General features: G+C 70.7%; 24 protein-coding genes. 20 read left to right on the forward strand and 4 right to left on the reverse strand.

Annotated elements, in window-relative coordinates; translation table 11 throughout:
* The first annotated feature begins 31 nt into the window (after positions 1 to 31).
* Together thrS and FB465_RS30175 are read left to right on the forward strand one after the other, a co-directional pair.
* Positions 32 to 2,011 carry a threonine--tRNA ligase gene (gene thrS / locus FB465_RS30170; RefSeq protein ID WP_145795634.1) on the forward strand — a complete coding sequence of 660 codons (1,980 nt, stop codon included), beginning with the start codon at positions 32 to 34 and terminating at the stop codon, positions 2,009 to 2,011.
* Positions 2,012 to 2,094: 83 nt separating this feature from the next.
* The gene (locus FB465_RS30175; protein ID WP_145795636.1) at positions 2,095 to 2,655 is read left to right on the forward strand and encodes an HIT family protein; all 561 of its coding nucleotides are present in this window, start codon (positions 2,095 to 2,097) and stop codon (positions 2,653 to 2,655) included.
* Positions 2,656 to 2,715: 60 nt separating this feature from the next.
* Here the strand turns inward: FB465_RS30175 and FB465_RS30180 are convergent, their stop codons facing one another.
* Positions 2,716 to 4,356, reverse strand: coding sequence for a hypothetical protein (locus tag FB465_RS30180; RefSeq protein WP_246192923.1), 1,641 nt, complete (start codon positions 4,354 to 4,356; stop codon positions 2,716 to 2,718).
* Positions 4,357 to 4,548: 192 nt separating this feature from the next.
* Here FB465_RS30180 and FB465_RS30185 point away from each other — a divergent pair, with 192 nt between their 5' ends.
* A complete protein-coding gene (locus FB465_RS30185) occupies positions 4,549 to 4,977 on the forward strand; it encodes a thiol-disulfide oxidoreductase DCC family protein (RefSeq protein ID WP_211785888.1) in 429 nt (142 codons plus the stop codon).
* A 173-nt stretch (positions 4,978 to 5,150) separates the two neighbouring features.
* Here the strand turns inward: FB465_RS30185 and FB465_RS30190 are convergent, their stop codons facing one another.
* Entirely contained in the window at positions 5,151 to 7,196 is a 2,046-nt protein-coding gene (locus FB465_RS30190; protein ID WP_145795637.1) for an elongation factor G-like protein EF-G2, read from the reverse strand.
* Positions 7,197 to 7,423: 227 nt separating this feature from the next.
* Here FB465_RS30190 and pgsA point away from each other — a divergent pair, with 227 nt between their 5' ends.
* From pgsA to FB465_RS30270, 16 genes are all read left to right on the forward strand, one after another.
* The gene (gene pgsA / locus FB465_RS30195; RefSeq protein ID WP_145795639.1) at positions 7,424 to 8,068 is read left to right on the forward strand and encodes a phosphatidylinositol phosphate synthase; all 645 of its coding nucleotides are present in this window, start codon (positions 7,424 to 7,426) and stop codon (positions 8,066 to 8,068) included.
* Positions 8,065 to 8,961, forward strand: a complete 897-nt coding sequence (locus FB465_RS30200) for a phosphatidylinositol mannoside acyltransferase (RefSeq protein WP_145795641.1) — start codon at positions 8,065 to 8,067, stop codon at positions 8,959 to 8,961. Before pgsA ends, FB465_RS30200 begins: the two co-directional genes overlap by 4 nt.
* The gene (locus FB465_RS30205) at positions 8,958 to 10,139 is read left to right on the forward strand and encodes a glycosyltransferase family 4 protein (RefSeq protein ID WP_145795642.1); all 1,182 of its coding nucleotides are present in this window, start codon (positions 8,958 to 8,960) and stop codon (positions 10,137 to 10,139) included. Before FB465_RS30200 ends, FB465_RS30205 begins: the two co-directional genes overlap by 4 nt.
* 208 nt (positions 10,140 to 10,347) lie before the next feature.
* Complete coding sequence (locus FB465_RS30210; protein WP_145795644.1) at positions 10,348 to 10,701, forward strand: 5-carboxymethyl-2-hydroxymuconate Delta-isomerase; 354 nt, start codon at positions 10,348 to 10,350, stop codon at positions 10,699 to 10,701.
* Between the two features lie 11 nt (positions 10,702 to 10,712).
* On the forward strand, positions 10,713 to 11,258 hold the full coding sequence (locus FB465_RS30215) for a hypothetical protein (RefSeq protein ID WP_145795646.1): 546 nt from the start codon (positions 10,713 to 10,715) through the stop codon (positions 11,256 to 11,258).
* Positions 11,259 to 11,402: 144 nt separating this feature from the next.
* Positions 11,403 to 12,314 (forward strand): pyridoxal 5'-phosphate synthase lyase subunit PdxS, encoded by a 912-nt coding sequence (pdxS, locus tag FB465_RS30220; RefSeq protein WP_145795648.1) that lies wholly within the window; start codon positions 11,403 to 11,405, stop codon positions 12,312 to 12,314.
* 86 nt (positions 12,315 to 12,400) lie between these two features.
* The gene (gene pdxT / locus FB465_RS30225) at positions 12,401 to 13,012 is read left to right on the forward strand and encodes a pyridoxal 5'-phosphate synthase glutaminase subunit PdxT (RefSeq protein ID WP_145795650.1); all 612 of its coding nucleotides are present in this window, start codon (positions 12,401 to 12,403) and stop codon (positions 13,010 to 13,012) included.
* A gap of 78 nt (positions 13,013 to 13,090) precedes the next feature.
* Positions 13,091 to 13,849, forward strand: a complete 759-nt coding sequence (locus tag FB465_RS30230; protein WP_145795652.1) for a YebC/PmpR family DNA-binding transcriptional regulator — start codon at positions 13,091 to 13,093, stop codon at positions 13,847 to 13,849.
* 234 nt (positions 13,850 to 14,083) lie between these two features.
* Complete coding sequence (gene ruvC, locus FB465_RS30235; protein ID WP_145795653.1) at positions 14,084 to 14,611, forward strand: crossover junction endodeoxyribonuclease RuvC; 528 nt, start codon at positions 14,084 to 14,086, stop codon at positions 14,609 to 14,611.
* A complete protein-coding gene (gene ruvA / locus FB465_RS30240) occupies positions 14,608 to 15,219 on the forward strand; it encodes a Holliday junction branch migration protein RuvA (protein WP_145795655.1) in 612 nt (203 codons plus the stop codon). Before ruvC ends, ruvA begins: the two co-directional genes overlap by 4 nt.
* A gap of 30 nt (positions 15,220 to 15,249) precedes the next feature.
* Positions 15,250 to 16,329: a Holliday junction branch migration DNA helicase RuvB gene (gene ruvB / locus FB465_RS30245; RefSeq protein WP_145795657.1), complete on the forward strand. Its 1,080-nt coding sequence runs from the start codon at positions 15,250 to 15,252 to the stop codon at positions 16,327 to 16,329.
* Positions 16,330 to 16,497: 168 nt separating this feature from the next.
* Positions 16,498 to 16,920 carry a preprotein translocase subunit YajC gene (gene yajC, locus FB465_RS30250; RefSeq protein WP_246192925.1) on the forward strand — a complete coding sequence of 141 codons (423 nt, stop codon included), beginning with the start codon at positions 16,498 to 16,500 and terminating at the stop codon, positions 16,918 to 16,920.
* Between the two features lie 143 nt (positions 16,921 to 17,063).
* On the forward strand, positions 17,064 to 18,845 hold the full coding sequence (gene secD / locus FB465_RS30255; protein WP_425461224.1) for a protein translocase subunit SecD: 1,782 nt from the start codon (positions 17,064 to 17,066) through the stop codon (positions 18,843 to 18,845).
* 4 nt (positions 18,846 to 18,849) lie between these two features.
* Positions 18,850 to 19,953: a protein translocase subunit SecF gene (secF, locus tag FB465_RS30260; RefSeq protein WP_145795659.1), complete on the forward strand. Its 1,104-nt coding sequence runs from the start codon at positions 18,850 to 18,852 to the stop codon at positions 19,951 to 19,953.
* A 25-nt stretch (positions 19,954 to 19,978) separates the two neighbouring features.
* Positions 19,979 to 20,530, forward strand: coding sequence for an adenine phosphoribosyltransferase (locus FB465_RS30265; RefSeq protein WP_145795661.1), 552 nt, complete (start codon positions 19,979 to 19,981; stop codon positions 20,528 to 20,530).
* Between the two features lie 169 nt (positions 20,531 to 20,699).
* Positions 20,700 to 23,114, forward strand: coding sequence for a RelA/SpoT family protein (locus FB465_RS30270; RefSeq protein WP_145795662.1), 2,415 nt, complete (start codon positions 20,700 to 20,702; stop codon positions 23,112 to 23,114).
* Between the two features lie 191 nt (positions 23,115 to 23,305).
* Here FB465_RS30270 and FB465_RS30275 read toward each other — a convergent pair whose 3' ends face one another.
* Positions 23,306 to 24,535, reverse strand: a complete 1,230-nt coding sequence (locus FB465_RS30275; RefSeq protein ID WP_145795664.1) for a DUF349 domain-containing protein — start codon at positions 24,533 to 24,535, stop codon at positions 23,306 to 23,308.
* 259 nt (positions 24,536 to 24,794) lie between these two features.
* Positions 24,795 to 25,598, reverse strand: a complete 804-nt coding sequence (locus tag FB465_RS30280) for a peptidylprolyl isomerase (protein WP_145795665.1) — start codon at positions 25,596 to 25,598, stop codon at positions 24,795 to 24,797.
* A 245-nt stretch (positions 25,599 to 25,843) separates the two neighbouring features.
* Here FB465_RS30280 and FB465_RS30285 point away from each other — a divergent pair, with 245 nt between their 5' ends.
* Positions 25,844 to 26,551 (forward strand): MBL fold metallo-hydrolase, encoded by a 708-nt coding sequence (locus FB465_RS30285; protein ID WP_145795667.1) that lies wholly within the window; start codon positions 25,844 to 25,846, stop codon positions 26,549 to 26,551.
* The last annotated feature ends 4 nt before the right edge of the window (positions 26,552 to 26,555 follow it).

A 26,555-nucleotide genomic window follows, 5' to 3' on the forward strand; every position in this document is an offset into this window, starting at 1 on the left:
ACCACACTGATCCACACGTCAGGAGAGACCGGTGACGGACGTCCGGGTAATCATCAACCGCGAACCCGATCGGGAAGAGCGCGTGGTGACCACGGGCACTACGGCCGCCGATCTCTTCGCCGACGACCGCTCGATCATCGCGGCCCGGGTCGCGGGCGCGCTCAAGGACCTGGCGTACCAGGTGCAGGACGGCGACGAGGTCGAGCCGGTCGAGATCAGCAGCAAGGACGGCCTGGACATCCTGCGGCACTCGACCGCGCACGTGATGGCGCAGGCCGTGCAGGAGGTCTTCCCGGAGGCGAAGCTCGGCATCGGCCCGCCGATCAAGGACGGCTTCTACTACGACTTCGATGTCGAGAAGCCGTTCCACCCCGATGACCTCAAGGTCATCGAGAAGAAGATGCAGGAGATCATCAAGCGCGGGCAGAAGTTCTCCCGCCGCGTGGTCACCGACGAGGCCGCCCGCGAGGAGCTGGCCGCCGAGCCGTTCAAGCTGGAGCTGATCGGCCTCAAGGGCTCCGCCGCCACCGCGGGCGAGGGCGCGGACGTCGAGGTCGGCGCCGGCGAGCTGACCATCTACGACAACCTGGACCCGAAGACCGGCGAGCAGTGCTGGGGCGACCTCTGTCGCGGCCCGCACCTGCCGAGCACCCGGCACATCCCGGCGTTCAAGATCATGCGCTCCGCCGCCGCCTACTGGCGCGGCAGCGAGAAGAACCCGCAGCTGCAGCGCCTCTACGGCACCGCCTGGCCGACCAAGGACGAGCTGAAGGCGCACCTCGACTTCCTCGCCGAGGCCGCCAAGCGCGACCACCGCAAGCTCGGCAGCGAGCTCGACCTCTTCTCCATCCCGGAGGAGATCGGTTCCGGCCTCGCCGTCTTCCACCCCAAGGGCGGCATCATGCGCCGGGTGATGGAGGACTACTCGCGCAAGCGCCATGAGGAGTCGGGCTACGAGTTCGTCTACACCCCGCACGCCACCAAGGGCACCCTCTTCGAGCTCTCCGGTCACCTCGACTGGTACGCCGACGGGATGTACCCGCCCATGCAGCTCGACGGCGAGAACGACTACTACCTCAAGCCGATGAACTGCCCGATGCACAACCTGATCTACCGCTCGCGCGGTCGGTCCTACCGTGAACTGCCGCTGCGGCTCTTCGAGTTCGGCACGGTCTACCGGTACGAGAAGTCGGGTGTGGTGCACGGCCTGACCCGCGCCCGCGGCTTCACCCAGGACGACGCGCACATCTACTGCACCCGCGAGCAGATGGCGGACGAGCTCGACTCGCTGCTCACCTTCGTGCTGGAGCTGCTGCGCGACTACGGGCTCAACGACTTCTACCTGGAGCTCTCGACCAAGGACCCGGTGAAGTACATCGGGTCGGACGAGGACTGGGAGGAGGCCACCGAGACCCTGCGGGCGGCCGCCGAGAAGCAGGGCCTCGAGCTGGTCCTCGACCCCGAGGGCGCGGCGTTCTACGGGCCGAAGATCTCGGTGCAGGCCAAGGACGCCATCGGCCGTACCTGGCAGATGTCGACCATCCAGGTCGACTTCCAGCTGCCGCAGCGCTTCGAGCTGGAGTTCCAGGGCGCGGACGGCAACCGCCAGCGGCCGGTCATGATCCACCGTGCGCTGTTCGGCTCGATCGAGCGCTTCTTCGCGGTGCTGCTCGAGCACTACGCCGGTGCCATGCCGCCGTGGCTCGCCCCGGTCACCGTGGTCGGCATCCCGATCACCGACGAGCACGTGCCGTACCTCCAGGAGGTCGCGGCCGAGCTGAAGAAGCAGGGCATCCGCGTCGAGGTGGATGCCTCGGACGACCGGATGCAGAAGAAGATCCGCAACGCCCAGAAGGCCAAGATCCCGTTCATGCTGCTGGCCGGTGCCGAGGACATCGCGGCGGGCGCCGTGTCGTTCCGCTACCGCAACGGTGAGCAGAAGAACGGCGTTCCGGTCGCCGAGGCCGTCGCGGAGATCGTCGACGCGGTCCAGCGCCGGATCCAGGTCTGACACTTCTGACATCTCGCTCGAGCGGCGGGGCAGGCTCTGCATGAGTCTGCCCCGCACTGCTTTGCAAGCAGCGTCGGGCGAATATGCTGATCAGCATGACGAGTGAGCCGGAACTGCAGCAGGGCGTGGGGGAGCCGGACGGCTTCAGGCGCCTGTGGACCCCCCATCGGATGGCGTACATCCAGGGCGAGAACAAGCCCACGGGCCCGGCTCCCGACGACGGTTGTCCGTTCTGCTCGATCCCGTCGCTCAGTGACGAGGACGGGCTGATCATCGCCCGGGGCAGCGCCGTCTTCGCGGTGCTCAACCTCTACCCGTACAACGGCGGCCACCTGATGGTCGTCCCGTACCGGCACGTGGCCGACTACACCGACCTGGACGACGCCGAGACGGCCGAGGTCGCCGCGTACACCAAGAAGGCGATGACCGCGCTGCGTGCCGCCGCCGGTGCGCACGGCTTCAACATCGGGCTCAACCAGGGCGCGGCGGCGGGTGCCGGCATCGCCGCCCACCTGCACCAGCACGTGGTGCCGCGCTGGGGCGGGGACACCAACTTCATGCCGGTGGTGGGCCACACCAAGGTGCTGCCGCAGCTGCTGGCGGACACCCGCAAGATGCTCGCGGAGGCCTGGCCGCAGGACTGATACACGAGCGCGGGGCCCGTACCGGACATCCGGTACGGGCCCCGCGCTCGTGTATCAGTCCTAGCCCGCGTCGTACTTGTCGGCGCGGAAGGCGCGCACGCCCTGCATCTCGGCCCGCAGGATCCCGGCGCGGCTGGTGAAGCGCTCGACGTTGATGTCGTGCTCCTCCAGGAACTCGATGGTGGCGGCCAGCACCGCGTTCACCACCGGGGTGGCGCCGTAGATGACGTCGTCCGACTTGAAGCGGCTGGTCCACGTCCGGTCGGCCCAGGCCGCCCGCAGGGAGAACGGCTCCGGCAGGGTGACCGAGCCGCCGAGCCACATCAGCAGCGTGGGCAGGTGCATGAACGGCGCGCGGACGGCCTGACGGACCACCTCGTCGTTGTCGACCAGGGGCAGTTGGACCGTCCGCTCCTCCCAGAACTTGCCCGTCTTCGGGACGTTGATCTCCTTGGGCTTGGGCTTGGTGCCGAAGAGCCCGGCCAGCGGCCCGAGGGCGTAACCGGCCACCGAGACCCGCAGGGTGTTGCTGAGCACCGTGACGTTGATCAGCACGGAGGCCACCAACTGCCCCTTGTGGAGCACGAACTGGGCGGCCAGCCGGTGCCGGGTGTCGGTGCCGAGGGACTGCCGGTTGGCGATCGCCTGGATGGCGAAGTCGCGCATCCGGTAGCCGTCCATCTCCGCGCCGGCCGGGCGGCCGATCTCGTCCGCCCCCTCCGGGATGTCCACCACGACCCACTGCTGGACCGAGACGTGCGGCATGGCGCCGCCCGCGACCTCGCTCTGGCCGAGGCTGCCCAGCCGGTCGGTGATCCGGCGGGTGAGGTCCCACGGGTGGAAGGCCCGGAAGTCCGCGTGGCCCTCGGCCGGCCGCAGATCCTCGACGACCTCCCAGACACCCCAGCGCATGCCCGCGCCGAGGATGCCCTTCGACCCGGCGTAGTGCTGGATGTTGGTCTCCTGCTCGGCGGTCAGCCGTTCCAGCGAGGCCCGCAGCTCGGTGGCCCGCTGGTCCAGATCGTCACGCGGTACGGCCTTCGGCACCGTCGCGGCGAGCGCGCTGCCCTCGACCAGACCACCCCAACGGGCCCGGAGGTCCTCGGTGCTGCGCAGGCAGATCCGCTTGGCGAAGAACCAGCCCGCGACGGGCGCCAGCATCATCACCCGGAAGTACAGCGCCCACAGCCCGTGCACCGGCGGCCGAAGGGCGAGCAGCAGCGCCAGCCCGGCGACGGCGAGCAGCAGCAGGGTGCCGTAGAAGCCCTCGCGGGCCGGGTTGTGCTTCTTGAAGTACGCACGGCCCTGGAAGGCGACCAGCCAGAGCAGGGCCCCCGGCAGGAACAGCACCCCGCTCAACAGCGTGACCAGCGTCAGCTTCCGGTCGCGCGCGTGGCGCAGCTCCTCGGCGGCCAGGCAGTGTTCGACCACCATGCGGGTGTCGGTGCCGAAGGAAGGCACCAGCGGAAGGCGTTTGGGCCGCAAGGTCCGGTCGATCACCGCCCGGCTGAACGCCTCGCCGACACTCGGCCTGAAGAGCGCGAACTTGCCCTCCTTGGCCTTGACCCCCTCCAGGTCGGTGAGGGCCTTCAACTCGGTGTCGCGGTAGGCGGCCGAGGAGAGCAGCTGGGTGACGGCGGTCTGCGGTCCGACGTCCGTACGGGGTATCTGCGCACCCGGGGTCATGTCCAGTTTGGTCACGGCGGCCTCCCCTCCTCCCCTTGTCAGCGGCAGGTTACCGCGCCGCCTGCCCGCCGCGCGGATGATCGTCTGAACAGCTGTCACATCTCGCCCGGGGCGGGCGTCCCCACCATGGTGCCCACTTTCGGGCGGCTTTGATCCTCCGATGGGCCAGGTGTGTGTCCGCTGTGTCCGGTGGGGCAGGATCGCATCATGGCCGATGACATCGCGACGGACCCGGTACTGATCTTCGACGGCGACTGCGCCTTCTGTACGACCTGTGCCACCTGGGCGGAGCGCTACCTGCGGGCGAGCCTCTCCTCGGGCGGCTGGGAGGCGGTCCCGTTCCAGTTCGCCGACCTCCCCGCCCTGGACGACAGGGCCGGCGGCCAGGGTCTGGTGACCTGGGACCGGGCCGAGCGCGAGATCCTCTGGATCACCCCGGCCGGGCAGGTGTACGGCGGCGGGCAGGCGGCGGCCCGGCTGCTGATGCGCTCCGGCGGCGCCTGGGCCTACCTCGGCGGCCTGCTGGCCCTGCCACCGGTCCGGCCGCTCGCAGCCGCGGTCTACCGCCTGATCTCCAGCAACCGCCACCGCCTGCCCGGCGGCACCCCGGCCTGCGCCCTTCCACGCCAGGTCTGAGGCGTACCGATCAGGTTCGGGTACCTCAGGGGCGCGAGGAACTGCGCGAAGCGGTAGGACACAGGCTGTTTCCTACCGATCTCGCGCAGTTCTCCCCCAGCCTTCGGCCGGGAGGTGCCCCCACGCGCCCGTGGACAGTGCATGGCTGCCCACGCGCCCAAGACGGGCGCCGGCTAGGAGGCGTGCTCGTACTGGGCGGCCAGGGCGGCGGGCATCGGCGCGTGGCGTACGTACGTCCGCGAGAACTGACCCGTCCCGTGGGAGAGCGAGCGCAGCTCGACGGGGTAGCGGGTGAGCTCGATCTCGGGGACCTCGGCACGGACCAGGCTGAGGCCGGGCCCGCCGCGCTCGGTGCCCAGGACGTGGCCGCGGCGGGCCGACAGGTCGGTGAGCACCGCGCCCTGGTACTCGTCGGGCAGCAGCACCTGGACCTCGTCGACGGGCTCCAGCAGCCGTACCGAGCCGTGCGAGGCGGCCTCGCGCAGCGCGAGGGCGGCGGCGGTCTGGAAGGCGGCGTCGGAGGAGTCCACCGAGTGCGCCTTGCCGTCCCGCAGGGTGACCCGGACGTCGACCATCGGGTACCCGGCCAGGACGCCGTGGGCGAGCTGGGCCCGGACGCCCTTCTCGACCGAGGGGATGAAGTTGCGCGGCACCGCGCCGCCGACCACCTTGTCGACGAACTCGAAGCCGCCGCCGGGCAGCGGCTCGACCTCAAGGTCGCAGATGGCGAACTGGCCGTGGCCGCCGGACTGTTTGACGTGCCGACCGTGCCCGCTGGCGGCGGTGCCGAAGGTCTCGCGCAGCGCGACCTTGTACGGGACGGTGTCGACGTGCACGCCGTAGCGAGTGCGCAGCCGGTCCAGGACGACGGCCTGGTGGGCCTCGCCGGTGCACCACAGGACGAGTTGGTGGGTGTCGGGGTTCTGCTCGACCCGCAGGGCCGGGTCCTGGGCGGTGAGCCGGGCGAGGCTCTGCGAGAGCTTGTCCTCGTCGGCCTTGCTGTGGGCCTCGACGGCGGTCGGGAGCAGCGCCTCGGGCAGCGACCAGGGCTCGATGACCTGCTCGTCGCTGGCGAGGGTGTCGCCGGTGCGGGTGGCGCTGAGCTTGGCGAGGCAGACCAGGTCTCCGGACAGGGCGTGCGGCACCGGGCGCTGCTGCTTGCCGAACGGGGAGGTCAGCGCGGTGACGCGCTCGTCGGGGTGGCGGGCCAGGTGGAGCGTGGTGTCGGGGCGCACGGTGCCGGAGAAGACGCGGACCAGGCTGAGGCGGCCGACGTACGGGTCCTCGCTGGTGTGGACGACCTGGGCGATGACGGGGGCGTCCGGGTCGCAGGGCGGCAGTTCGTCCTGGCGCTCGGCGGGGGTGGGGAAGGCCTCGGTGATCAGGTCGAGCAGCTCGGCGGCGCCCACGGGCGGTTCCGACGGGTCGGCCGGGGGAGCGGTGGCGAGGACGGGGTGCAGGGTGCCCTGCAGGAACTCCCGGCGCAGGGCCTCGGTGAGCGAGGCCGGGTCGAGGTCCTCGCCCGCGACGTAGCGCTCCAGGAGGGTGTCGTCCTCGCCCGCGATGGCCTCGACGAGCCGTCCGCGGGCCACCTCGGCGTCGGGGAGGTCGCCGGGATCGCCGTAGGTACGGCCGGTGAGGAGTTCGAGCGAGCCGTAGAGGTGGCCGTCCTTGAGGACCGGCAGGTGCAGCGGCAGGACGGAGTCCGGGTGGCCTTCTTCGCCGAAGGCCTCCTGGCAGGCCGCCAGGGTCTCGTCCAGGCGGATGTGGGCCGCGTTCAGATGGGTCAGCGCGATGGCCGTCGGCAGCCCGGCGGCCCGGCACTCGCGCCAGACGGAGAGGGCCGTGAGGCCGATGGGCTCGGCGGCGGAGAGGACGAGGACGGCGGCCTCGGCGGCGCGCAGCCCGGCCCGGAGCTCGCCGGTGAAGTCCGCGTAGCCGGGGGTGTCGAGCAGGTTGATCTTGGTGTCGCGCCAGGCCACCGGGACCAGCGAGAGCTGGACCGAGCGCTGCTGCTGGTGCTCGATCTCCTCGTAGTCGGACACCGTGGTGCCCTCCGGGACGCTGCCGGCCCGGGTGAGCGCGCCCGCGGTCAGGGCGAGGGACTCGACGAGCGTGGTCTTCCCGGCGCCGCTGGCGCCGACCAGCACCACGTTGCGCAGCTGCGCCGGCCGGTCGACGGTGGGCGCGGGTGCGTGGGGTGTTCCCCGGTCCGCCATGGCTGTCCTCCTGCTGCTCGCGTGCTGGGGATGTCACGTCCCGTGTGCGCGGAAGTGCCCTGAGTGGTGGCCAGTTGGGCCGAATGCCGTCTCGCGGGCGTGGGGCGGTCAAGCGCACGAGCGGCGTGGATACCATTGTCCAGCCAGGCGGGCTTATCCGCTCGGTCGCCCGTCGCCCGTTGGGGTGAAGGGCGGATGCCGGTGAGATCGGGGCGGTCCGGAAGGCCATGCTCAACAAGTACGCACGTGCCTTCTTCACACGTGTCCTGACGCCGTTCGCGGCTCTGCTGCTGCGCTGGGGCGTCAGCCCGGACGCCGTGACGCTGATCGGGACGGCCGGGTCGGTCGCGGGTGCGCTGGTGTTCTTCCCCCGCGGGGAGTTCTTCTGGGGCACCATCACGATCACCCTCTTCATCTTCTCCGACCTGGTCGACGGCAACATGGCCCGCCAGGCCGGCAGCTCCAGCCGGTGGGGAGCCTTCCTGGACTCCACCCTCGACCGGGTCGCCGACGCGGCGATCTTCGGCGGGCTGGCCATGTGGTACGCCGGGACGGGCGACAACAACCTGCTCTGCGTGGCGGCCGTCTTCTGCCTGGCGAGCGGTCAGGTGGTCTCGTACACCAAGGCGCGGGCCGAGAGCCTGGGTCTGCCGTGCAAGGTCAACGGGCTGGTGGAGCGGGCCGAGCGGCTGGTGATCACCCTGGTCGCGGCCGGGGTGGCGGGGCTGCACACGTTCGGGGTGCCGTACGTGGAGTGGCTGCTCCCGGTGGCCCTCTGGGTGGTCGCGGTCGGCAGTCTGGTCACCGTGCTGCAGCGGATGCTGACGGTGCGTCGGGAGGCCTTCGAGGCCGAGCGGGCGGGGGTGGCATGAAAGAACGACTGACCGATTCGGCGTACGCGCTGGGCTGGGCGGTGCTCAAGCACCTGCCGGAGCCCGCCGCGCGGGGGCTGTTCAACCGGATCGCGGACACGGCCTGGCGCAAGCGCGGCAAGGGAGTGCTGCAGCTGGAGGCCAACCTGCGCCGGGTGCGCCCGGAGGCGGACGAGGCCGCGCTGCAGGAGCTGTCGCGGGCCGGGATGCGCTCGTACCTGCGGTACTGGATGGAGTCGTTCCGGCTGCCGACCTGGAGCAGTGCACGGCTCGCCGAGAACGTCCAGGTCAAGGGTCTGGAACAGCTCCAGGAGGCCATGGAGGCGGGGCGCGGCGCGGTGATAGCGCTGCCGCACATGGGGAACTGGGACCTGGCGGGGGCCTGGGTGGCCACGCACGTCGGCTACCCGTTCACGACGGTGGCCGAGCGGCTGAAGCCGGAGTCGCTCTTCGACCGGTTCGTGGCGTACCGCGAGGGCCTCGGCATGGAGGTGCTGCCGCTGACCGGCAGCGACGTGTCGGTGATCGGCACGCTCGCCCGGCGGCTGCGCAGCGGCCGGCTGGTCTGCCTGGTGGGGGACCGCGACCTCTCCGAGGCGGGGATACCGGTGGACTTCTTCGGCGAGGCGACCCGGATGCCGGCCGGGCCCGCCGCGCTGGCCGTGCGGACGGGTGCCGCCCTGCTGCCGGTGACGCTCTGGTACGACGGCCCGGTGATGCGGGCGGTCATCCACCCCGAGGTGCTGCCGCCCGAGGACGGCGACCAGCGGACGAAGACCGCCGCTATGGTGCAGGCGATGGCCGACGTGTGGGCCGACGGCATCCGGGAGCACCCGGAGGACTGGCACATGCTGCAGAAGCTGTGGCTGTCCGACCTGAAGGGGGCCCGGTGAAGATCGGTATCGTCTGCCCGTACGACTGGGACGTCCCCGGTGGCGTGCAGTTCCACATCCGGGACCTGGCCGAGCACCTGATCGCGCTCGGCCACGAGGTCTCCGTGCTGGCCCCGGCCGAGGACGAGTCGGCCCTGCCGCCGTACGTGGTCTCGGCCGGGCGGGCGGTGGCGGTGCCGTACAACGGCTCGGTCGCGCGGCTGAGCTTCGGGCTCCTGTCGGCGGCCCGGGTGCGGCGCTGGCTGAACGACGGGCGCTTCGACATCCTGCACGTCCACGAGCCGGCCTCACCGAGCCTGTCGATGCTGGCCGCCTGGTCGGCCTCCGGCCCGATGGTGGGCACCTTCCACACCTCCAACCCGCGCTCCCGGGCGATGATCGCGGCCTCGCCGATCCTCCAGCCGAGCCTGGAGAAGATGAGCGCCCGGATCGCGGTGAGCGAGTACGCCCGGCGCACACTGGTCGAGCACCTGGGCGGCGACGCCGTGGTGATCCCGAACGGCGTGGACGTCGGCTTCTTCGCCTCCGCCGAGCCGGACCCGCGCTGGCAGGGCGGGGCACTGGACGGCGGGCCCGGCACGATCGGCTTCATCGGCCGGATCAACGAGCCGCGCAAGGGCCTGCCGACACTGCTGGCCGCGCTGCCCAAGATCCTCGCCGAGCGGCCGGGCGTACGGCTGCTGGTCGCCGGCAAGGGCGACGAGGAGGAGGCCGTGGCCGACCTCGCGCCCGAGGTCCGGGCGCAGGTGGAGTTCCTCGGCATGGTCAGCGACCGGGACAAGGCCCGGCTGCTGCGCAGCGTGGACCTGTACGTGGCGCCCAACACCGGCGGTGAGAGCTTCGGCATCATCCTGGTCGAGGCGATGTCGGCCGGCGCCCCGGTGCTGGCCAGCGACCTGGACGCGTTCAAGCAGGTGCTGGACGGCGGCGACGCGGGCGAGCTCTTCCCGGTCGAGGACTCGGCCGCGCTGGCCGACGCGGCCCTCCGCCTGCTGGCCGACCCGGACCGGCTGAAGAAGCTCCGGGAGGCGGCCTCGCGCCACGTCCGGCGCTTCGACTGGGAGACCGTCGGCGCGGAGATCCTCTCGGTCTACGAGACGGTCACCGACGGCATGCCCCCGGTCGCGGAGGACGAGCGGCTCGGCTGGCGGGAACGCCTCGGCCTGACCCGCGACTGAGACGCTCCGCCAGCAAGTGCACCGATCAGGATTGGGCATCCCAGGGGCGCAAGGAACTGTGCGATGCGGGAGGAAACAGGCCATTGCCTTCCGATCTCGCGCAGTTCTCCCCCAGCCTTCGGCCGGGAGGTACCCCCACGCGCCCCTGTGGTTGGCCTGCTGCCTCGCCTATTGGCGGACGCCCTAACTCGACTCATCGGAGGTTCCGTTGCCACAGATCATCGTCGACCACTCGGACGGCCTCGACTTCGACCGCCGCGCCTTTGCGGGCGAGCTGCACGCGCTGATCGCCAAGACGATCGACGCCCCGGTGTCGGACTGCAAGACCAGGTTCCGCCGGATCGAGGAGTCCTTCATCGCCGACGGCGACCCGGCGCAGGCCATGGTCCATCTGCAGATCAGGATGCTCGACGGGCGCAGCACCGAGGCCAAGGCCGGGCTGAGCGAGCAGGCCCTGGCCCTGCTGCAGGAACACGTGACGGGCGACCGGCTCCACCTCGCGGTCGAGATCGTGGACATGGACCGGGCGACCTACCGCAAGACGTACTCCGCGGCCGGGTAGCGTAGCGCCCCGTGACTACCTGGATCTGGGCCGCTGCGGCGGTCGTGCTGTTCGCCGTGTACCTGAGCTGGACGGCAGGGCGGTTGGACCGGCTGCACGCCCGGATCGACGCGGCACGGGCCTCGCTGGACGCACAGCTGGTCCGGCGGGCCTCCGTCGCGCTGGAGCTCGCCACCTCGTCCCTGCTGGACCCGGCCACCTCGATCCTGCTCTACGAGGCCTCGCACGCCGCACGTCAGGCCGAGGACGAGCACCGCGAGGTGGCCGAGAGTCAGCTGAGCCTCGCCCTGCGGGCGGTCTTCGCCGAGCCCGAGCAGGTGGCCGCCCTGATGGCAGCGCCGGGCGGCGAGGAGGCTGTGAAGGATCTCACGGCGGCCGTGCGGCGGGTCCCGATGGCGCGGCGGTTCCACAACGACGCGGTACGGGCGGCGCGCGCGGTCCGTGAGCACCGTCTGGTGCGCTACTTCCGGCTGGCCGGCCGGGCGCCGTTCCCGCTCGCCTTCGAGATGGACGACGAGCCTCCGGTGGCACTCACGCCGCACGGGGCACCCGCGTAGCCGCGCCGGAGCACCCGGGTAGCCCGGTTCCAGCCTGTTTGTCGTATCCCATTGGCCGGGATGGACTTGATGGCGCATCGGTAAGGGGTGTTTCGGGCCTACGATAGGGCGATAGCACTGGTTCATCTTCGAGTGAGGTCTCACGTGTCCACCACCCCCACCACCGCAGACCAGCCGCAGATCGGCACCGCCCGCGTCAAGCGCGGCATGGCCGAGCAGCTCAAGGGCGGTGTGATCATGGATGTGGTCAACGCCGAGCAGGCGAAGATCGCCGAGGACGCCGGTGCGGTGGCCGTCATGGCGCTTGAGCGCGTGCCGGCCGACATCCGCAAGGACGGCGGCGTCGCGCGGATGTCCGACCCCGACATGATCGACGGCATCATCAACGCCGTCTCCATCCCGGTGATGGCCAAGTCCCGCATCGGCCACTTCGTCGAGGCCCAGGTCCTGCAGGCGCTGGGCGTGGACTACATCGACGAGTCCGAGGTGCTGACCCCGGCCGACGAGGTCAACCACTCCGACAAGTGGGCCTTCACCACCCCCTTCGTCTGTGGCGCCACCAACCTGGGCGAGGCCCTGCGCCGCATCGCCGAGGGCGCGGCCATGATCCGCTCCAAGGGCGAGGCCGGCACCGGCAACGTGGTCGAGGCCGTCCGCCACATGCGCCAGATCAACGGCGACATCCGCCGCCTGGCCACCCTCGACGAGAACGAGCTGTACGTCGCGGCCAAGAACCTGCAGGCCCCGTACGAGCTGGTCAAGGAGGTCGCGCAGCTGGGCAAGCTCCCGGTCGTGCTGTTCTCCGCCGGTGGTGTGGCCACCCCGGCCGACGCCGCCCTGATGATGCAGCTCGGCGCCGAGGGCGTCTTCGTCGGCTCCGGCATCTTCAAGTCGGGCGACCCGGCCAAGCGTGCCGCCGCCGTCGTGAAGGCCACCACCTTCTACGACGACCCGAAGGTCATCGCGGACGTCTCCCGCGGCCTGGGCGAGGCCATGGTCGGCATCAACTGCGACACCCTGCCGGAGACCGAGCGCTACGCCAACCGCGGCTGGTAATCACTGCGTCTTGCCGGCCCGCCGCGCAGCTTTCTGGCGCGGCGGGCCGTCGCACGTATCCGTACTGACTTGAAGAGGTAGCAACCGTGAGCACCCCCGTTGTCGGCGTCCTGGCCCTGCAGGGCGACGTCCGCGAGCACCTGATCGCGCTCGCCGAGGCCGACGCGCTCGCCCGTCCGGTGCGCCGCGCCGAGGAGCTGGCCGAGGTCGACGCCCTGGTGATCCCCGGCGGGGAGTCCACCACGATGTCCAAGCTGGCGCTGGCCTTCGGGCTGATGGCGCCGCTGCGCGAGCGGGTCGCCGCGGGGATGCCGGTGTACGGCTCCTGCGCGGGCATGATCATGCTGGCGGACAAGATCCTCGACGGCCGGGACGACCAGGAGACGGTCGGCGGCATCGACATGACGGTGCGCCGCAACGCCTTCGGGCGGCAGAACGAGTCCTTCGAGTCCGCCATCGCCTTCCAGGGCCTGGCCGGCGACCCGGTGCACGGCGTGTTCATCCGCGCCCCCTGGGTGGAGGCGGTCGGCGAGGGCGTCGAGGTGCTGGCCGAGCTGCCCGCCGCCGACGGCCCGGAGAGCCGGATCGTGGCGGTTCGCCAGGGCAACCTGCTGGCGACCTCGTTCCACCCCGAGCTGACGGGCGATCACCGCGTCCACGCGTACTTCGTGTCCATGGTGGAGAACGCCGCGCGCTGACGCAGTGCCCGGTGCCGGTGGCGACACCGGTAAGATCTCTCCTGTTCATTTCCCTTTGGCGACGTAAAGGAGCTGGTGATGTCCGGCCACTCTAAGTGGGCTACCACCAAGCACAAGAAGGCCGTGATCGACGCCAAGCGCGGCAAGCTCTTCGCCAAGATGATCAAGAACATCGAGGTGGCGGCGCGCACCGGTGGCGGCGACCCGGCCGGCAACCCGACGCTGTACGACGCCATCCAGAAGGCCAAGAAGAGCTCGGTCCCGATCGACAACATCAACCGCGCCGTCAAGCGCGGTTCGGGTGCGGAGGCCGGCGGGGCCGACTACTCGACGATCATGTACGAGGGCTACGGCCCGAACGGCGTCGCGGTGCTCATCGAGTGCCTCACCGACAACCGCAACCGTGCCGCCTCCGACGTGCGCGTCGCGATGACCCGCAACGGCGGCAACATGGCCGATCCGGGTTCGGTGTCGTACATGTTCACCCGCAAGGGCGTCGTGATCGTCCCCAAGGCGGACGGTGTCGACGAGGACAAGGTGTTCGAGGTCGTCCTCGACGCCGGTGCCGAGGAGGTCAACGACCTCGGTGAGTCCTACGAGGTCATCAGCGCGGCCACCGACATGGTCGGCGTCCGGACCGCCCTGGTCGACGCGGGCATCGACTACGACTCGGCCGACGCCAACTTCGTGCCGAGCGTGCAGGTCGAGCTGGACGTCGACGGCGCCCGCAAGATCTTCAAGCTGATCGACGCGCTCGAGGACAGCGACGACGTGCAGAACGTCTTCGCCAACTTCGACATCAGCGACGAGGTCGGTGCTCAGCTCGACGCCGAGTGAGCCCACGCACCTGTCCGGCCCGGTGGTCCTCCAGGACCGCCGGGCCGGTGTCTTTCGTCCGGTTGTCCGACCCGACCGGTAGCCTTCGCAGGTCGCTCGCCACGAGCCGAAGGGCGCGCCGGTGCCGAAAGCGACGAGCGACAAGCGACGAAGGAGCGCCGGAGCGAGGAGTGTCGGCATCGGGTCAGAGCGCCCGGAGGCGAGTGGCGGGTCACAGAGAGGTGGGGTTGCAAGGTGCGGGTACTGGGTGTGGACCCTGGGCTGACCAGGTGCGGCGTCGGGGTGGTCGACGGCGCGCCGGGCCGTCCGCTGCGGATGGCCGGGGTCGGCGTGGTCCGCACACCCGCCGATGACGACGTCCCGCGACGCCTGCTGGCGATAGAAGCCGGCCTGGAGGAGTGGATCGACACCCACCGGCCGGACACCGTCGCCATCGAGCGGGTCTTCGCCCAGCACAACGTCCGGACGGTGATGGGGACGGCCCAGGCCAGCGCGGTGGCGATGCTCTGCGCTGCCCGGCGCGGCATCCCCGTCATCCTGCACACCCCCAGCGAGGTCAAGGCCGCCGTCACCGGCTCGGGCCGGGCCGACAAGGCCCAGGTCACCGCCATGGTCACCAGACTGCTGCGGCTCGACGCACCGCCCAAACCGGCCGACGCGGCCGACGCCCTGGCCCTCGCCATCTGCCACATCTGGCGCGGCAGCGCCACCGACAGGATCGCCGCAGCAGTGGCCAGAACGCGCAAGGAGTACCGCCCGTGATCGCCTTCGTCCAGGGCCCGGTCGCCGCCGTCACACCGGGCAGCGCGGTCGTCGAGGTGGGCGGCGTCGGCATGCTGGTCAAGTGCACGCCCAGGACGCTCGCCGAGCTGAGGATCGGTCAGCACACCAGGCTCACCACCTCGCTGATCGTCAAGGAGGACTCGCTCACCCTCTACGGCTTCACCGACGAGGACGAGCGCGCCACCTTCGAGATCCTGCTCACCGCGAGCGGCGTGGCCGCCACCATGGCCCTCGCCATGCTCGGCGTCTTCACCCCCGACGAGCTGCGCCGCGTGGTCGCCCAGGGCGATGCCAAGTCCCTGACGGCCGTGCCCAGGATCGGCCCGAAGCTCGCGCAGAAGCTGCTGCTCGAGTACAAGGACAAGCTCGGCGCCCCGCACGGCAGCGTGCCCGCCCAGAAGCCGATCGCCGCAGGCCCCGCGCCCTGGCAGGACCAGCTGCAGGCCGCCCTGGTCGGGCTCGGCTACGCCCCGCGCGAGGCCGACGAGGCCGTCACCGCCGTCACCCCCGAGGCCGAGGAGCAGGCCGTCACCGACGTCGGCGCGCTGCTCAAGGCCGCCCTGCGTACCCTCAACCGCACCCGCTAAGCACCGACGAGCCCCCAGGAGCCAGCCCCGATGAGCCCGTACGACTCCGATCCCGCCGACCGCCTCGTCACGGCGGCCGCCGACGGCGAGGACCAGGCGGTCGAGGCGGCGCTGCGCCCCAAGCTGCTGGACGAGTTCATCGGGCAGGAGCGCGTCCGCGAGCAGCTCTCACTGGTCCTCCAGGCGGCCCGCAAGCGCGGTGCCACGCCCGACCACGTACTGCTCAGCGGTCCGCCCGGGCTGGGCAAGACGACCCTCTCCATGATCATCGCGGCCGAGATGAACGCCCCGATCCGGATCACCTCGGGCCCGGCCATCCAGCACGCCGGCGACCTCGCGGCGATCCTCTCCTCGCTCACCGAGGGAGAGGTGCTCTTCCTCGACGAGATCCACCGGATGTCCCGGCCCGCCGAGGAGATGCTCTACATGGCGATGGAGGACTTCCGGGTCGACGTGATCGTCGGCAAGGGCCCCGGTGCCACCGCCATCCCGCTGGAGCTGCCGCCGTTCACGCTGGTCGGTGCCACCACCCGGGCCGGGCTGCTGCCCCCGCCGCTGCGCGACCGCTTCGGCTTCACCGGGCACATGGAGTTCTACGCCCCCGCCGAGCTCGAGCGCGTCGTGCACCGCTCCGCCTCCCTGCTGGACGTCGAGATCGACCCGGCCGGCGCCGGCGAGATCGCCGGCCGCTCCCGGGGCACGCCGCGTATCGCCAACCGTCTGCTGCGCCGGGTCCGCGACTACGCCCAGGTCAGGCACGACGGCGTGGTCACCCGGGAGATCGCCGCGCAGGCGCTGAAGGTGTACGAGGTCGACGCCCGTGGCCTCGACCGGCTGGACCGGGCGGTGCTCGACGCCCTGCTGCGCCTCTTCGGCGGAGGCCCGGTGGGCCTGTCGACGCTGGCCGTCGCGGTGGGGGAGGAGGCCGAGACCGTCGAGGAGGTCGCGGAGCCCTTCCTGGTCCGCGAGGGCCTGCTCGCCCGTACGCCGCGCGGCCGGATCGCCACCGCGGCCGCCTGGCAGCACCTCGGTCTCACCCCGCCGGTCCAGCCCGTGCGCGGTGCGGTGCCCGCCCAGCCCGATCTGTTCGGAGGGGCGGCGGGCTCCTGAGGAAACTGTGCAGGCAGAGGGTCGCCACTTTCGGCGGCAGACTGGCATGCTTGGCGTTGTCCGATCAGTGCGGGTCCCCTAGACTCCGCCGGACCGCCCCTCTCACCTGACGGGCCGACGACCACCACTGGCCGCCCGCCCGGGCGGCCCGTAAAGGACCCTGCTGCTGTGTTTAACCTCCTTCTTCCCCTCATCATGATCGCCGTGCTCTTCATGCTGTTCCGGTCGAACAAGAAGCGACAGGAGCAGGCCACGCAGATGCGCTCGGCGATGGAGCCCGGCTCCGGGGTGCGCACCATCGGCGGTATGTACGCGCTGGTGAAGTCGGTCAACGAGGAGACCGTCGAGCTGGAGATCGCGCCGGGTGTGGTCACGCACTACACCAAGAGCGCCATCGCCGCCGTCCTCGACCCGCAGGAGTACGACGCGATCATCAACGGGCGCCCGGACGAGCCCGAGCTGTCCGAGCTCGACGCCGTGGAGGACGAGCCGGCCGTCGAGCAGCCGCTCAGCCTGGACAAGGCGGGCTCCGACAAGAAGGACGTGTCGGACAACGGCGGTACCGACGGCGAGGCTCCCGCGAGCAAGTAGTACGGTCGGGCACACCCGGCCGAGCGGCACTCAGCCGCAAGCCCACAGGACCTCAGGGCCGCCGCGCGTTCTTCGCCCCTGTCCCGCCACAAGCCGGACAGGGGTCCGGCGGGCGGTGGCATGGACAGGGAGAAACGAGCAAGGTGGCAACACCCAAGTCGCGCCCGCGCGACGGTTACCCGGGACGGGCGCTGGCCCTCATCCTGGTGGTCACCGTCGGACTGGTCGCCCTCATGTTCGGGACGGGCCACACCACGCCGCGTCTCGGGATCGACCTCGCCGGTGGCACCAGCATCACGCTGACCGCCAAGTCGGATGACCCCAAGGCCATCAACAAGGCCAACATGGACACCGCGGTCGCGATCATCCAGAAGCGTGTCAACGGCATGGGCGTCTCCGAGGCGGAGGTGCAGACCCAGGGCAACAACACCATCATCGTCAACATCCCCAACGGCGGTGACCGGCAGGCCGCGATCGACCAGGTCGGCACGACTGCCAAGCTCTACTTCCGTCCGGTGCTGGCCCTCGCCCCCACGGGCGTGAAGGCCACCACCCCGTCGGCCAGCCCCAGCAGCTCCGCGGGCTCCGGCGCCTCGCCGTCGGCGAGCGCCACCGGTGGCGCCTCCGCCACCCCGAGCAGCAGCGCCAGCAAGGCCGGCCGCGCCGTCACCGACGCCCTCAAGGCCGACCCGACGGCCTCCGCGAGCGCCTCCACCGCGCCGAGCGGCTCGGCCGCCCCGAGCGCCGCCCCGAGTGCCGCCGCCACGCCGACCACCCCCGCCGACATCTCGGCCGCGCTCACCCAGGGCACCGTCCCGGCCGAGCTGCAGCAGCAGTTCGCCGCACTGGACTGCTCGGACCAGACCAAGCGCCTGGACTACCAGACCGACGCCGCCAAGAACACCGTGGCCTGCAGCTACGACGGTGAGCAGGGCATCTGGTACAAGTTCGCGCTCGGCCCGGTGGCAGTCCAGGGCTCGGACGTCTCCAAGGCCCAGGCCATCATCGACACCCAGCGCGGTGCCGGCTGGCAGGTCGACCTGTCCTTCGACGACACCGGCTCCAAGGCCTTCGCCGCCACCACCGGCAAGCTCGCCACCCAGGCCTCCCCGGCCAACCAGTTCGCCATCGTCCTGGACGGCAAGGTGGTCTCCCACCCCTACGTCAGCCAGTCGATCACCGGCGGCTCGGCGACCATCTCCGGCAGCTTCTCGCAGACCGAGGCCAAGGGCCTCGCGAACGTGCTGAGCTACGGCGCCCTGCCGCTCACCTTCGAGCAGAGCGACGTCAGCACGGTCTCCGCGCAGCTCGGTGGCGACCAGCTGCAGGCCGGCCTGATCGCGGGTGCGATCGGCCTCCTCCTGGTGGTCATCTACTCGCTGGTCTACTACCGCGGCCTCGGCCTGGTCTCGATCGCCGGTCTGATCGTCTCGGCGGCCCTCACCTACGCCATCATGTGCCTGCTCGGCGCGGGCATCGGCTTCGCGCTGAACCTCCCGGCCGTCTGCGGTGCGATCGTCGCGATCGGTATCACCGCCGACTCGTTCATCGTGTACTTCGAGCGCATCCGCGACGAGGTCCGCGAAGGCGCCCCGCTGCGCCCGGCCGTCCAGCGCGCCTGGCCGCGCGCCCGCCGCACCATCCTGGTCTCGGACTTCGTGTCCTTCCTCTGTGCCGCGGTGCTCTACCTGGTCTCGGTCGGCAAGGTGCAGGGCTTCGCCTTCACCCTCGGCCTGACCACGCTGCTCGACATCGTGGTGATCTTCCTGTTCACCAAGCCGCTGATCACGCTGCTGGCCCGCCGCAAGTTCTTCGCGGACGGCCACAAGTGGTCCGGCCTGGACCCGGAGCGACTGGGCGCCCGCCCGCCGATCCGCGGCAGCCGTCGCCGCACCCCCGCCACTGCTGCCGCGAAGGAGGCCTGACGCCATGTCACGCTTCGGCAATCTCGGCCACCGTCTCTACCAGGGCGAGGTCAGCTTCGACTTCGTCGGCCGGCGCAAGCTCTGGTACAGCATCTCCGGCGCGATCGTGCTGCTCGCGGCGATCGGCCTGGCGATGGGCCTGCACCTGGGCATCGAGTTCAAGGGCGGCTCGGTCTACACCGTCACCAAGCCCGGTCTGACGGTCTCCCAGGCACAGGACTCCGCCAACAAGATCACCCACGACTCCACCGCCCTGGTCCAGAAGACCGACAAGGGCGCGATCAAGATCCAGGTCAGCTCCGAGGACAAGATCCCCGCGAGCACCTTCATCCAGGAGCTCTCGACCGACCTGAAGGTCCCGGCCAACCAGATCAACGCCCAGGTGGTCGGCCCCAGCTGGGGCCATGAGATCTCCCAGAAGGCGCTGCTCGGCCTGGTCATCTTCATGGTCCTGGTGACGGTCTACCTGGCCATCGCCTTCGAGTGGCGAATGGCGGTCGCCGCCCTGGTGGCGCTGATCCACGACCTCCTGATCACCATCGGCGTCTACGCCCTGGTCGGCTTCGAGGTCACCCCGGGTACCGTGATCGGCTTCCTGACCATCCTCGGCTACTCGCTCTACGACACGGTCGTCGTCTTCGACACCGTGAAGGAGAACACCCGGGGCATCACCAAGCAGAACAAGCGCACCTACAGCGAGGCCGCCAACGCGGGCCTCAACCAGACCCTGGTGCGGTCCATCAACACCACGGTCGTGGCGCTGCTGCCGGTCGCCGCACTGCTGTTCATCGGCGGCGGCCTGCTCGGCGCCGGCACCCTGAACGACATCTCGCTCGCGCTCTTCATCGGCCTCACGGCCGGCGCGTACTCCTCGATCTGCGTGGCCACGCCGCTGTTCGCGCAGCTCAAGGAGCAGCAGCCGGAGATGAAGGCGCTGGCCAAGCGGGTCGCGCAGCGCCGTGCGGCCGAGGCCAAGGCTGCGGCCGAGGCCCCTCAGGACGCCGAGGCCGACGGCGGGGACGACGACCTCCCTGCGGGTATGGTCGGACAGCGCAACCAGCCCGTCAGCCGGTCCCGTTCCAAGGGCCGTCCGTCGGGCAAGCACTGACCACCCACACCCGAAGGAACCCCTCGTGACCTCCGCCGACCCCGCCCTGGCCGAGCTGCTGAACAGCAGGATCCGCGACGTCCCGGACTACCCGAAGCCGGGTGTCCTGTTCAAGGACATCGCCCCGCTGCTCGCCGACGCCGAGGCTTTCGGGGCACTCACCCGGGCCCTGGCGGACCGGGCGAAGGCGCTCGGCGCCACCAAGGTGGTCGGTCTGGAGGCACGGGGGTTCGTCCTGGCGGCACCGGCGGCGTTCGCGGCCGGGCTCGGCTTCGTGCCGATCCGCAAGGAGGGCAAGCTGCCGGGCGAGGTGCACCGGCAGTCGTACGACCTCGAGTACGGCTCTGCCACGCTGGAGGTGCAGTGCGACGCCTTCACCCCGGGTGAGCGGGTCCTGGTGGTCGACGACGTGCTGGCCACCGGCGGCACCATCGGCGCCTCGCTGGACCTGGTCCGCCGGGCCGGCGCGGAGCTCGCCGGGGTGGTCGTTCTGATGGAGCTGGGATTCCTCACCGGCCGGGAGCGGCTGGCCGAGCACCTGGACGGCGCTCCGCTGGAGACGCTGGTCCTGGTCTGATCCGGTAGCTCTTCCGGGGCGCGGGGCTCTGTTCCGAACAGAGCCCCGCGCCCCTGTCCGTCCCCCTTGGGCCGACCGGTCGCGCTGAGAGGGCCGCGGGCTCGGTACCATGAAGATTCATCCCTTCCCCGTTGTGCGAGGGGAAGGCACCGTGCCCCGAGGAGTGTCCTTGCCCGACGAGGTTGTGCCCACGGCCGAGGCCGCCACCCCCGACAGCCGGCCGACGCCCTCGGGGGCCACTCCGGTACGTCCCGGTCCGCCGCCCTCAGCGCCTCGTCCCTCCTCCTCCGGTGGCATGCGCGCGCGGCTCGCGCGGCTCGGCGGCCAGCGCAGCACCATGGTCAACCCGGTGCTGGAGCCGTTGTTCCGCACCATCCGGGCCCAGGATCCGAAGGCCGACCCCGCACTGCTGCGCGACATCGAGCGGGCGTACGCGGTCGCCGAGAAGTGGCACCGCGGCCAGAAGCGCAAGAGCGGTGACCCGTACATCACCCACCCGCTGGCCGTGGCCACCATCCTGGCCGAGCTGGGGATGGACGCCCCGACCCTGATGGCCGGGCTGCTGCACGACACCGTCGAGGACACCGACTACGGCCTGGAGACCCTGCGCCGGGACTTCGGCGACTCGGTGGCCCTGCTGGTCGACGGCGTGACCAAGCTGGACCGGGTCAAGTTCGGCGAGGCCGCGCAGGCCGAGACCGTCCGCAAGATGGTCGTGGCGATGGCCAAGGACCCGCGCGTCCTGGTGATCAAGCTGGCCGACCGCCTGCACAACATGCGCACCATGCGCTACCTCAAGCGGGAGAAGCAGGAGAAGAAGGCCCGCGAGACGCTCGAGATCTACGCCCCGCTGGCGCACCGGCTGGGCATGAACACCATCAAGTGGGAGCTGGAGGACCTCGCCTTCGCGATCCTCTACCCCAAGATGTACGACGAGATCGTCCGCCTGGTCGCCGAGCGCGCGCCCAAGCGGGACGAGTACCTGGCGACCGTCATCGACCAGGTGCAGGGCGACCTGCGCGGCGCGCGGATCACCGCCTCCGTGACCGGCCGGCCGAAGCACTACTACTCCGTCTACCAGAAGATGATCGTGCGGGGCCGCGACTTCGCCGAGATCTACGACCTGGTGGGCATAAGGGTCCTGGTCGACACCGTCCGCGACTGCTACGCGGCGCTGGGCACCATCCACGCGCGGTGGAACCCGGTGCCGGGGCGGTTCAAGGACTACATCGCCATGCCCAAGTTCAACATGTACCAGTCGCTGCACACGACGGTGATCGGCCCCGGCGGCAAGCCGGTCGAGCTGCAGATCCGCACCTTCGACATGCACCGCCGCGCCGAGTACGGCATCGCTGCCCACTGGAAGTACAAGCAGCGCGCGGTGGCCGGCGCCTCCAAGGTCCGCAGTGACACGCCCTCGCACGTCCGCAAGGACGACAAGGCCGGTGCGGTCAACGAGATGGCCTGGCTGCGGCAGCTGCTGGACTGGCAGAAGGAGACCGAGGACCCGAGCGAGTTCCTAGAGTCGCTGCGCTTCGACCTCTCCACCAACGAGGTCTTCGTCTTCACGCCCAAGGGCGACGTCATAGCGCTCCCGGCGGGCGCCACCCCGGTCGACTTCGCCTTCGCGGTGCACACCGAGGTCGGGTACCGCTGCATCGGCGCCCGGGTCAACGGCCGGCTGGTACCGCTCGAGTCGACGCTGGAGAACGGCGACGCCGTCGAGGTGTTCACCTCCAAGGCGGAGAACGCGGGACCGTCCCGCGACTGGCTGGGCTTCGTCAAGTCCCCGCGAGCCCGCAACAAGATCAAGGCGTGGTTCTCCAAGGAGCGCCGCGAGGAGGCGATCGAGCACGGCAAGGAGGCCATCGCCCGGGCGATGCGCAAGCAGGGCCTGCCGATCCAGCGCATCCTCACCGGCGACTCGCTGGTCACCCTGGCGCACGAGATGCGCTACCCGGACATCTCGTCCCTGTACGCGGCGATCGGCGAGGGCCATGTCGCCGCGGCGAACATCGTCCAGAAGCTGGTGCAGGCGCTCGGCGGCGAGGAGGGGGCCACCGACGACCTCGCCGAGACGGCCACCCCGACCCACCAGGGCCGGGCGGCCAGGCGCCGGGCGAAGGGCGATCCGGGTGTGATCGTCAAGGGCGTGGACGACGTCTGGGTCAAGCTCTCCCGCTGCTGCACCCCGGTGCCGGGCGATCCGATCGTCGGTTTCGTGACCCGCGGCAACGGCGTGTCCATCCACCGCGCGGACTGCGTCAACGTGGAGTCGCTGACCCAGCAGCCCGAGCGGATGATCGAGGTCGAGTGGGCGGCCACCCAGTCCTCGGTCTTCCTGGTGGCCATCCAGGTCGAGGCGCTGGACCGCTCGCGCCTGCTCTCGGACGTCACCCGGGTGCTCTCCGACCAGCACGTCAACATCCTGTCGGCGGCGGTGCAGACCTCGCGCGACCGGGTGGCGATGAGCCGCTTCACCTTCGAGATGGGCGATCCGAAGCACCTCGGCCACGTGCTCAAGGCGGTCCGCGGTGTTGAGGGCGTCTACGACGTCTACCGGGTGACCTCGGCGCGAAAGTAGCCAGTAGGCAACGGGGTAACCACCAGGGGCGCGGGGAAACTGCGCGAAGCGGGGGCTGCAGGCCGCTGCCTCCCGGTCTCGCGCAGTTCCCCGCGCCCATGTGGTCGCCCGAGTGCCTCTGAGTGACCAGGCGCTGAAAAGCCCCCCACCGCCGAGGCGGTGGGGGGCTTTCGGGGCTGAGGCCGACGGGATCAGCCGCTGAACTCCTCGAGGCTCTTCAGGGCCTGGTCCAGAAGGGCCTGACGGCCCGCCAGCTCGGCCTCCAGCTTGGCGACCTTGCTAGCGTTGCCGGCGGCACGGGCCTTGTCCAGCTCGCCCTGGAGCTTGTCCACGGCGGACTGCAGCAGGCCGGTCATGCCGGCCGCACGGGCCTTGGCCTCCGGGTTGGAGCGCTTCCACTCGGCGTCCTCCGCCTCGCGGATGGCCCGCTCGACGGTGTTCAGCCGGGCGTCCAGCCGGGGCCGGGCGTCGCGCGGCACGTGGCCGATCGCCTCCCAGCGCTCGCTGATGTCGCGCAGCGCGGCCTTGGCGGCCTTGAGGTCGGTGATCGGAAGGATCGCCTCCGCCTCGACCAGCAGGGCCTCCTTGAGCTTCTGGTTCTCGGTCTGCTCGGCGTCCCGCTCGCTGAACGCGGCGGAGCGGGCCTGGAAGAAGACGTCCTGCGCGCCCCGGAACCGGGCCCACAGCTCCTCCTCCGCGTCCCGCTGGGCGCGGCCGGCGGCCTTCCACTGCGTCATCAGGTCGCGGTAGCGGGCGGCGGTGTCGCCCCACTCGGTGGAGCTGGAGAGCGACTCCGCCTCGGCGACCAGCTTCTCCTTGGCCTCGCGGGCGTGGTCGCGCTCGGCGTCCAGGGTCGCGAAGTGCGCCTTGCGGTGCTTGGAGAACACCGAGCGGGCGTGCGAGAAGCGGTGCCAGAGCTCGTCGTCGCTCTTGCGGTCCAGTCGGGGCAGGCCCTTCCAGATGTCCACCAGCGCGCGCAGCCGGTCACCGGCCTCCCGCCACTGGGTGGACTCGGCGAGCTGCTCGGCCTCGGCGACCAGCTTCTCCTTGGCGGTGCGGGTCTCGTCCTGGGCCTTGGCGCGGGCTGCCCGGCGCTCGACCTGACGGGACTCGATCTCGGAGCTCAGCGTGTCGAGACGCTTGGCGAGGGCGTCCAGGTCGCCGACCGCGTGCGCCTCGACGACCTGCGCGCGCAGGTGGTCGAGCGCGGTCTGGGCGTCCTTGGCGGCCAGGTCGGTCTTGCGGACGCGGTGCTCCAGCAGGCCGATCTCGGCCACCAGACCCTCGTACTTGCGCTCGAAGTAGGCGAGGGCCTCCTCGGGGGAGCCTGCCTGCCAGGAGCCGACGACGCGTTCGCCCTCGGCAGTCCTGACGTAGACGGTCCCCTGCTCGTCGACACGGCCCCACGGGTCGCTGCTCACAGCGCCTCCTCCACATGACGTCGCGCCCACGGACCCGCGGTGCGCGTTCGTCGTCCACAGTTGATGTGCGGCGGACCGATGGAGTCCGCCGTCCGAGCCGTCGAGTCAATGCCGAGGGTGACGGCCGACGGTCAGGGCACCCTATACAACAGCAAGATAGGCGACCAGCGTCGGTGCTGTCCGCATCCGGGCCGGGCGGATTCGCGCGGCGCTGCGGCCGGGCCGGTGGGACCTGCCAGGGCCGCAGCGCCGTACGGGATCAACTCTTGACGGTGGCAACCGAGTTGAGGACGACGCCGGCGTTGGGCGCGCCGTCGCCGCCGCCACCCTGGACACCGCCGCCGGCGATGTTCTGGAGGACGTCCAGACCGCCGGTGATCTTGCCGAACGGGGTGTAGTTCGGGGGCAGCTGGGTGTCCTTGTAGACCAGGAAGAACTGGCTGCCGTTGGTGCCCGCACCGGCGTTCGCCATGGCGACGGTGCCCGCCGGGTAGGTGGCACCCGTCAGGTTCTCGTCCGCGAACTGGTAGCCGGGGCCGCCGGAGCCGGTACCCGTCGGGTCGCCGCACTGCAGGACGTAGATGCCCTCGGTGGTCAGGCGGTGGCACTTCACGTGGTCGAAGTACTTCTCACCCGAGAGGAAGGCGAAGGAGTTGACGGTGTGCGGCGCCTTGGCGGCGTCCAGCTCGATCGTCACCTTGCCGCAGCTGGTGTCCAGCGTCGCGGTGTACTGGGCCTTGGCGTCGACCGTCATGGCCGGCTCGGCCTTCCACTGCTTGCCGTTCGGCTGGCCGGCGGCGGGCGCGCTGCAGCCCTTCACCGGCGTGACGGCCGCCGACGGGGTGGGCGCGGCCTGGGGGCTGTTCTTGGACTTGTCCTCGGAATCGAAGGCTCCGCCCGCGCCCGCCCACGCGCCACCGGCTGCAAGGACGACGACGGCCAGTGAGCCGCCGATGATGACGTTACGGCGCCTGGCCTTCTTCTGGGCCTCGGCCCGGCGCTGCATCTGCCGCTCGTACTTCTCGCGGGCGAGCTGCCGCCGCCGCTGTTCAGTCGTGCCCACCGGCAGTGTCTCCTACGTTGTGCGCTGGACGTCTGGGAATGCTGATGCGGATCATCGCACCCGCTGGCGGCCAAGTGTAGGGACCTCGCGTGTAAGTACGAGATCAGCCGTGAAAGTCGGAGGTCACGATTTCACCGGTCCGGGTGGCGGCGGACTCGCCCGTATCTGGTTCGCTACCGGTGCCGTACCGCCGGTAGGCTGCGGGGAGACCTGAATTTCCGCCATCGATCGCCTAGAGGATTCGCGTGTTCATCGCCGGATTTCCCGCCGGAGCCTGGGGCACCAACTGCTACCTGGTCGCACCGGCTGCCGGTGAGGAGTGCGTGATCGTCGATCCGGGGCACGAGGCGACGCAGGGGGTCGAGGACCTGATCCGCGAGCACCGGTTGAAGCCGGTCGCGGTGGTCCTCACGCACGGGCACATCGACCACATCGCCTCGGTCATGCCGGTCTGCGGTGCGCAGGGCGTCCCGGCCTGGATCCACCCCGAGGACCGCTACATGATGTCCGACCCCGAGCGGGCACTCGGCCGCTCGCTCGGACAGCAGCTCATGGGCTCCCTCACCGTCGGCGAGCCGGACGACGTCCGGGAGTTGAAGGACGGCAGCGTGCTGGAGCTGGCCGGGCTCGAGCTCACCGTCGACCATGCGCCCGGCCATACCAAGGGGTCGGTGACCTTCAGGACGCCTTCGAGCAACGACATCCCACCGGTGCTGTTCTCGGGCGACCTGCTCTTCGCCGGCTCCATCGGGCGTACGGACCTCCCGGGCGGTGACAGCAAGGCGATCATGCAGTCGCTGGCCCGCGTGTGCCTGCCCCTCGACGACGCCACCGTGGTCCTCTCCGGCCACGGCGGACAGACCACCATCGGCCGTGAGCGCGCCACCAACCCCTACCTCATGCAGGCGGCGGGAGCGCTCGGCGCTCCGGCCGCCCCGCGACGAGGAATGTGACGGA

Source organism: Kitasatospora atroaurantiaca, from assembly GCF_007828955.1.
Taxonomy (GTDB): domain Bacteria; phylum Actinomycetota; class Actinomycetes; order Streptomycetales; family Streptomycetaceae; genus Kitasatospora; species Kitasatospora atroaurantiaca.

What these genes read in the sequence shown, in the direction of transcription:
- FB465_RS30175 (WP_145795636.1), top strand. Translation starts at nt 2,095, where the DNA reads ATGCTGATCAGCATGACGAGTGAGCCGGAACTGCAGCAGGGCGTGGGG.
- FB465_RS30185 (WP_211785888.1), top strand. Translation starts at nt 4,549, where the DNA reads ATGGCCGATGACATCGCGACGGACCCGGTACTGATCTTCGACGGCGAC.
- FB465_RS30190 (WP_145795637.1), bottom strand. Translation starts at nt 7,196, where the DNA reads ATGGCGGACCGGGGAACACCCCACGCACCCGCGCCCACCGTCGACCGG.
- pgsA (WP_145795639.1), top strand. Translation starts at nt 7,424, where the DNA reads ATGCTCAACAAGTACGCACGTGCCTTCTTCACACGTGTCCTGACGCCG.
- FB465_RS30200 (WP_145795641.1), top strand. Translation starts at nt 8,065, where the DNA reads ATGAAAGAACGACTGACCGATTCGGCGTACGCGCTGGGCTGGGCGGTG.
- FB465_RS30230 (WP_145795652.1), top strand. Translation starts at nt 13,091, where the DNA reads ATGTCCGGCCACTCTAAGTGGGCTACCACCAAGCACAAGAAGGCCGTG.
- ruvB (WP_145795657.1), top strand. Translation starts at nt 15,250, where the DNA reads ATGAGCCCGTACGACTCCGATCCCGCCGACCGCCTCGTCACGGCGGCC.
- secF (WP_145795659.1), top strand. Translation starts at nt 18,850, where the DNA reads ATGTCACGCTTCGGCAATCTCGGCCACCGTCTCTACCAGGGCGAGGTC.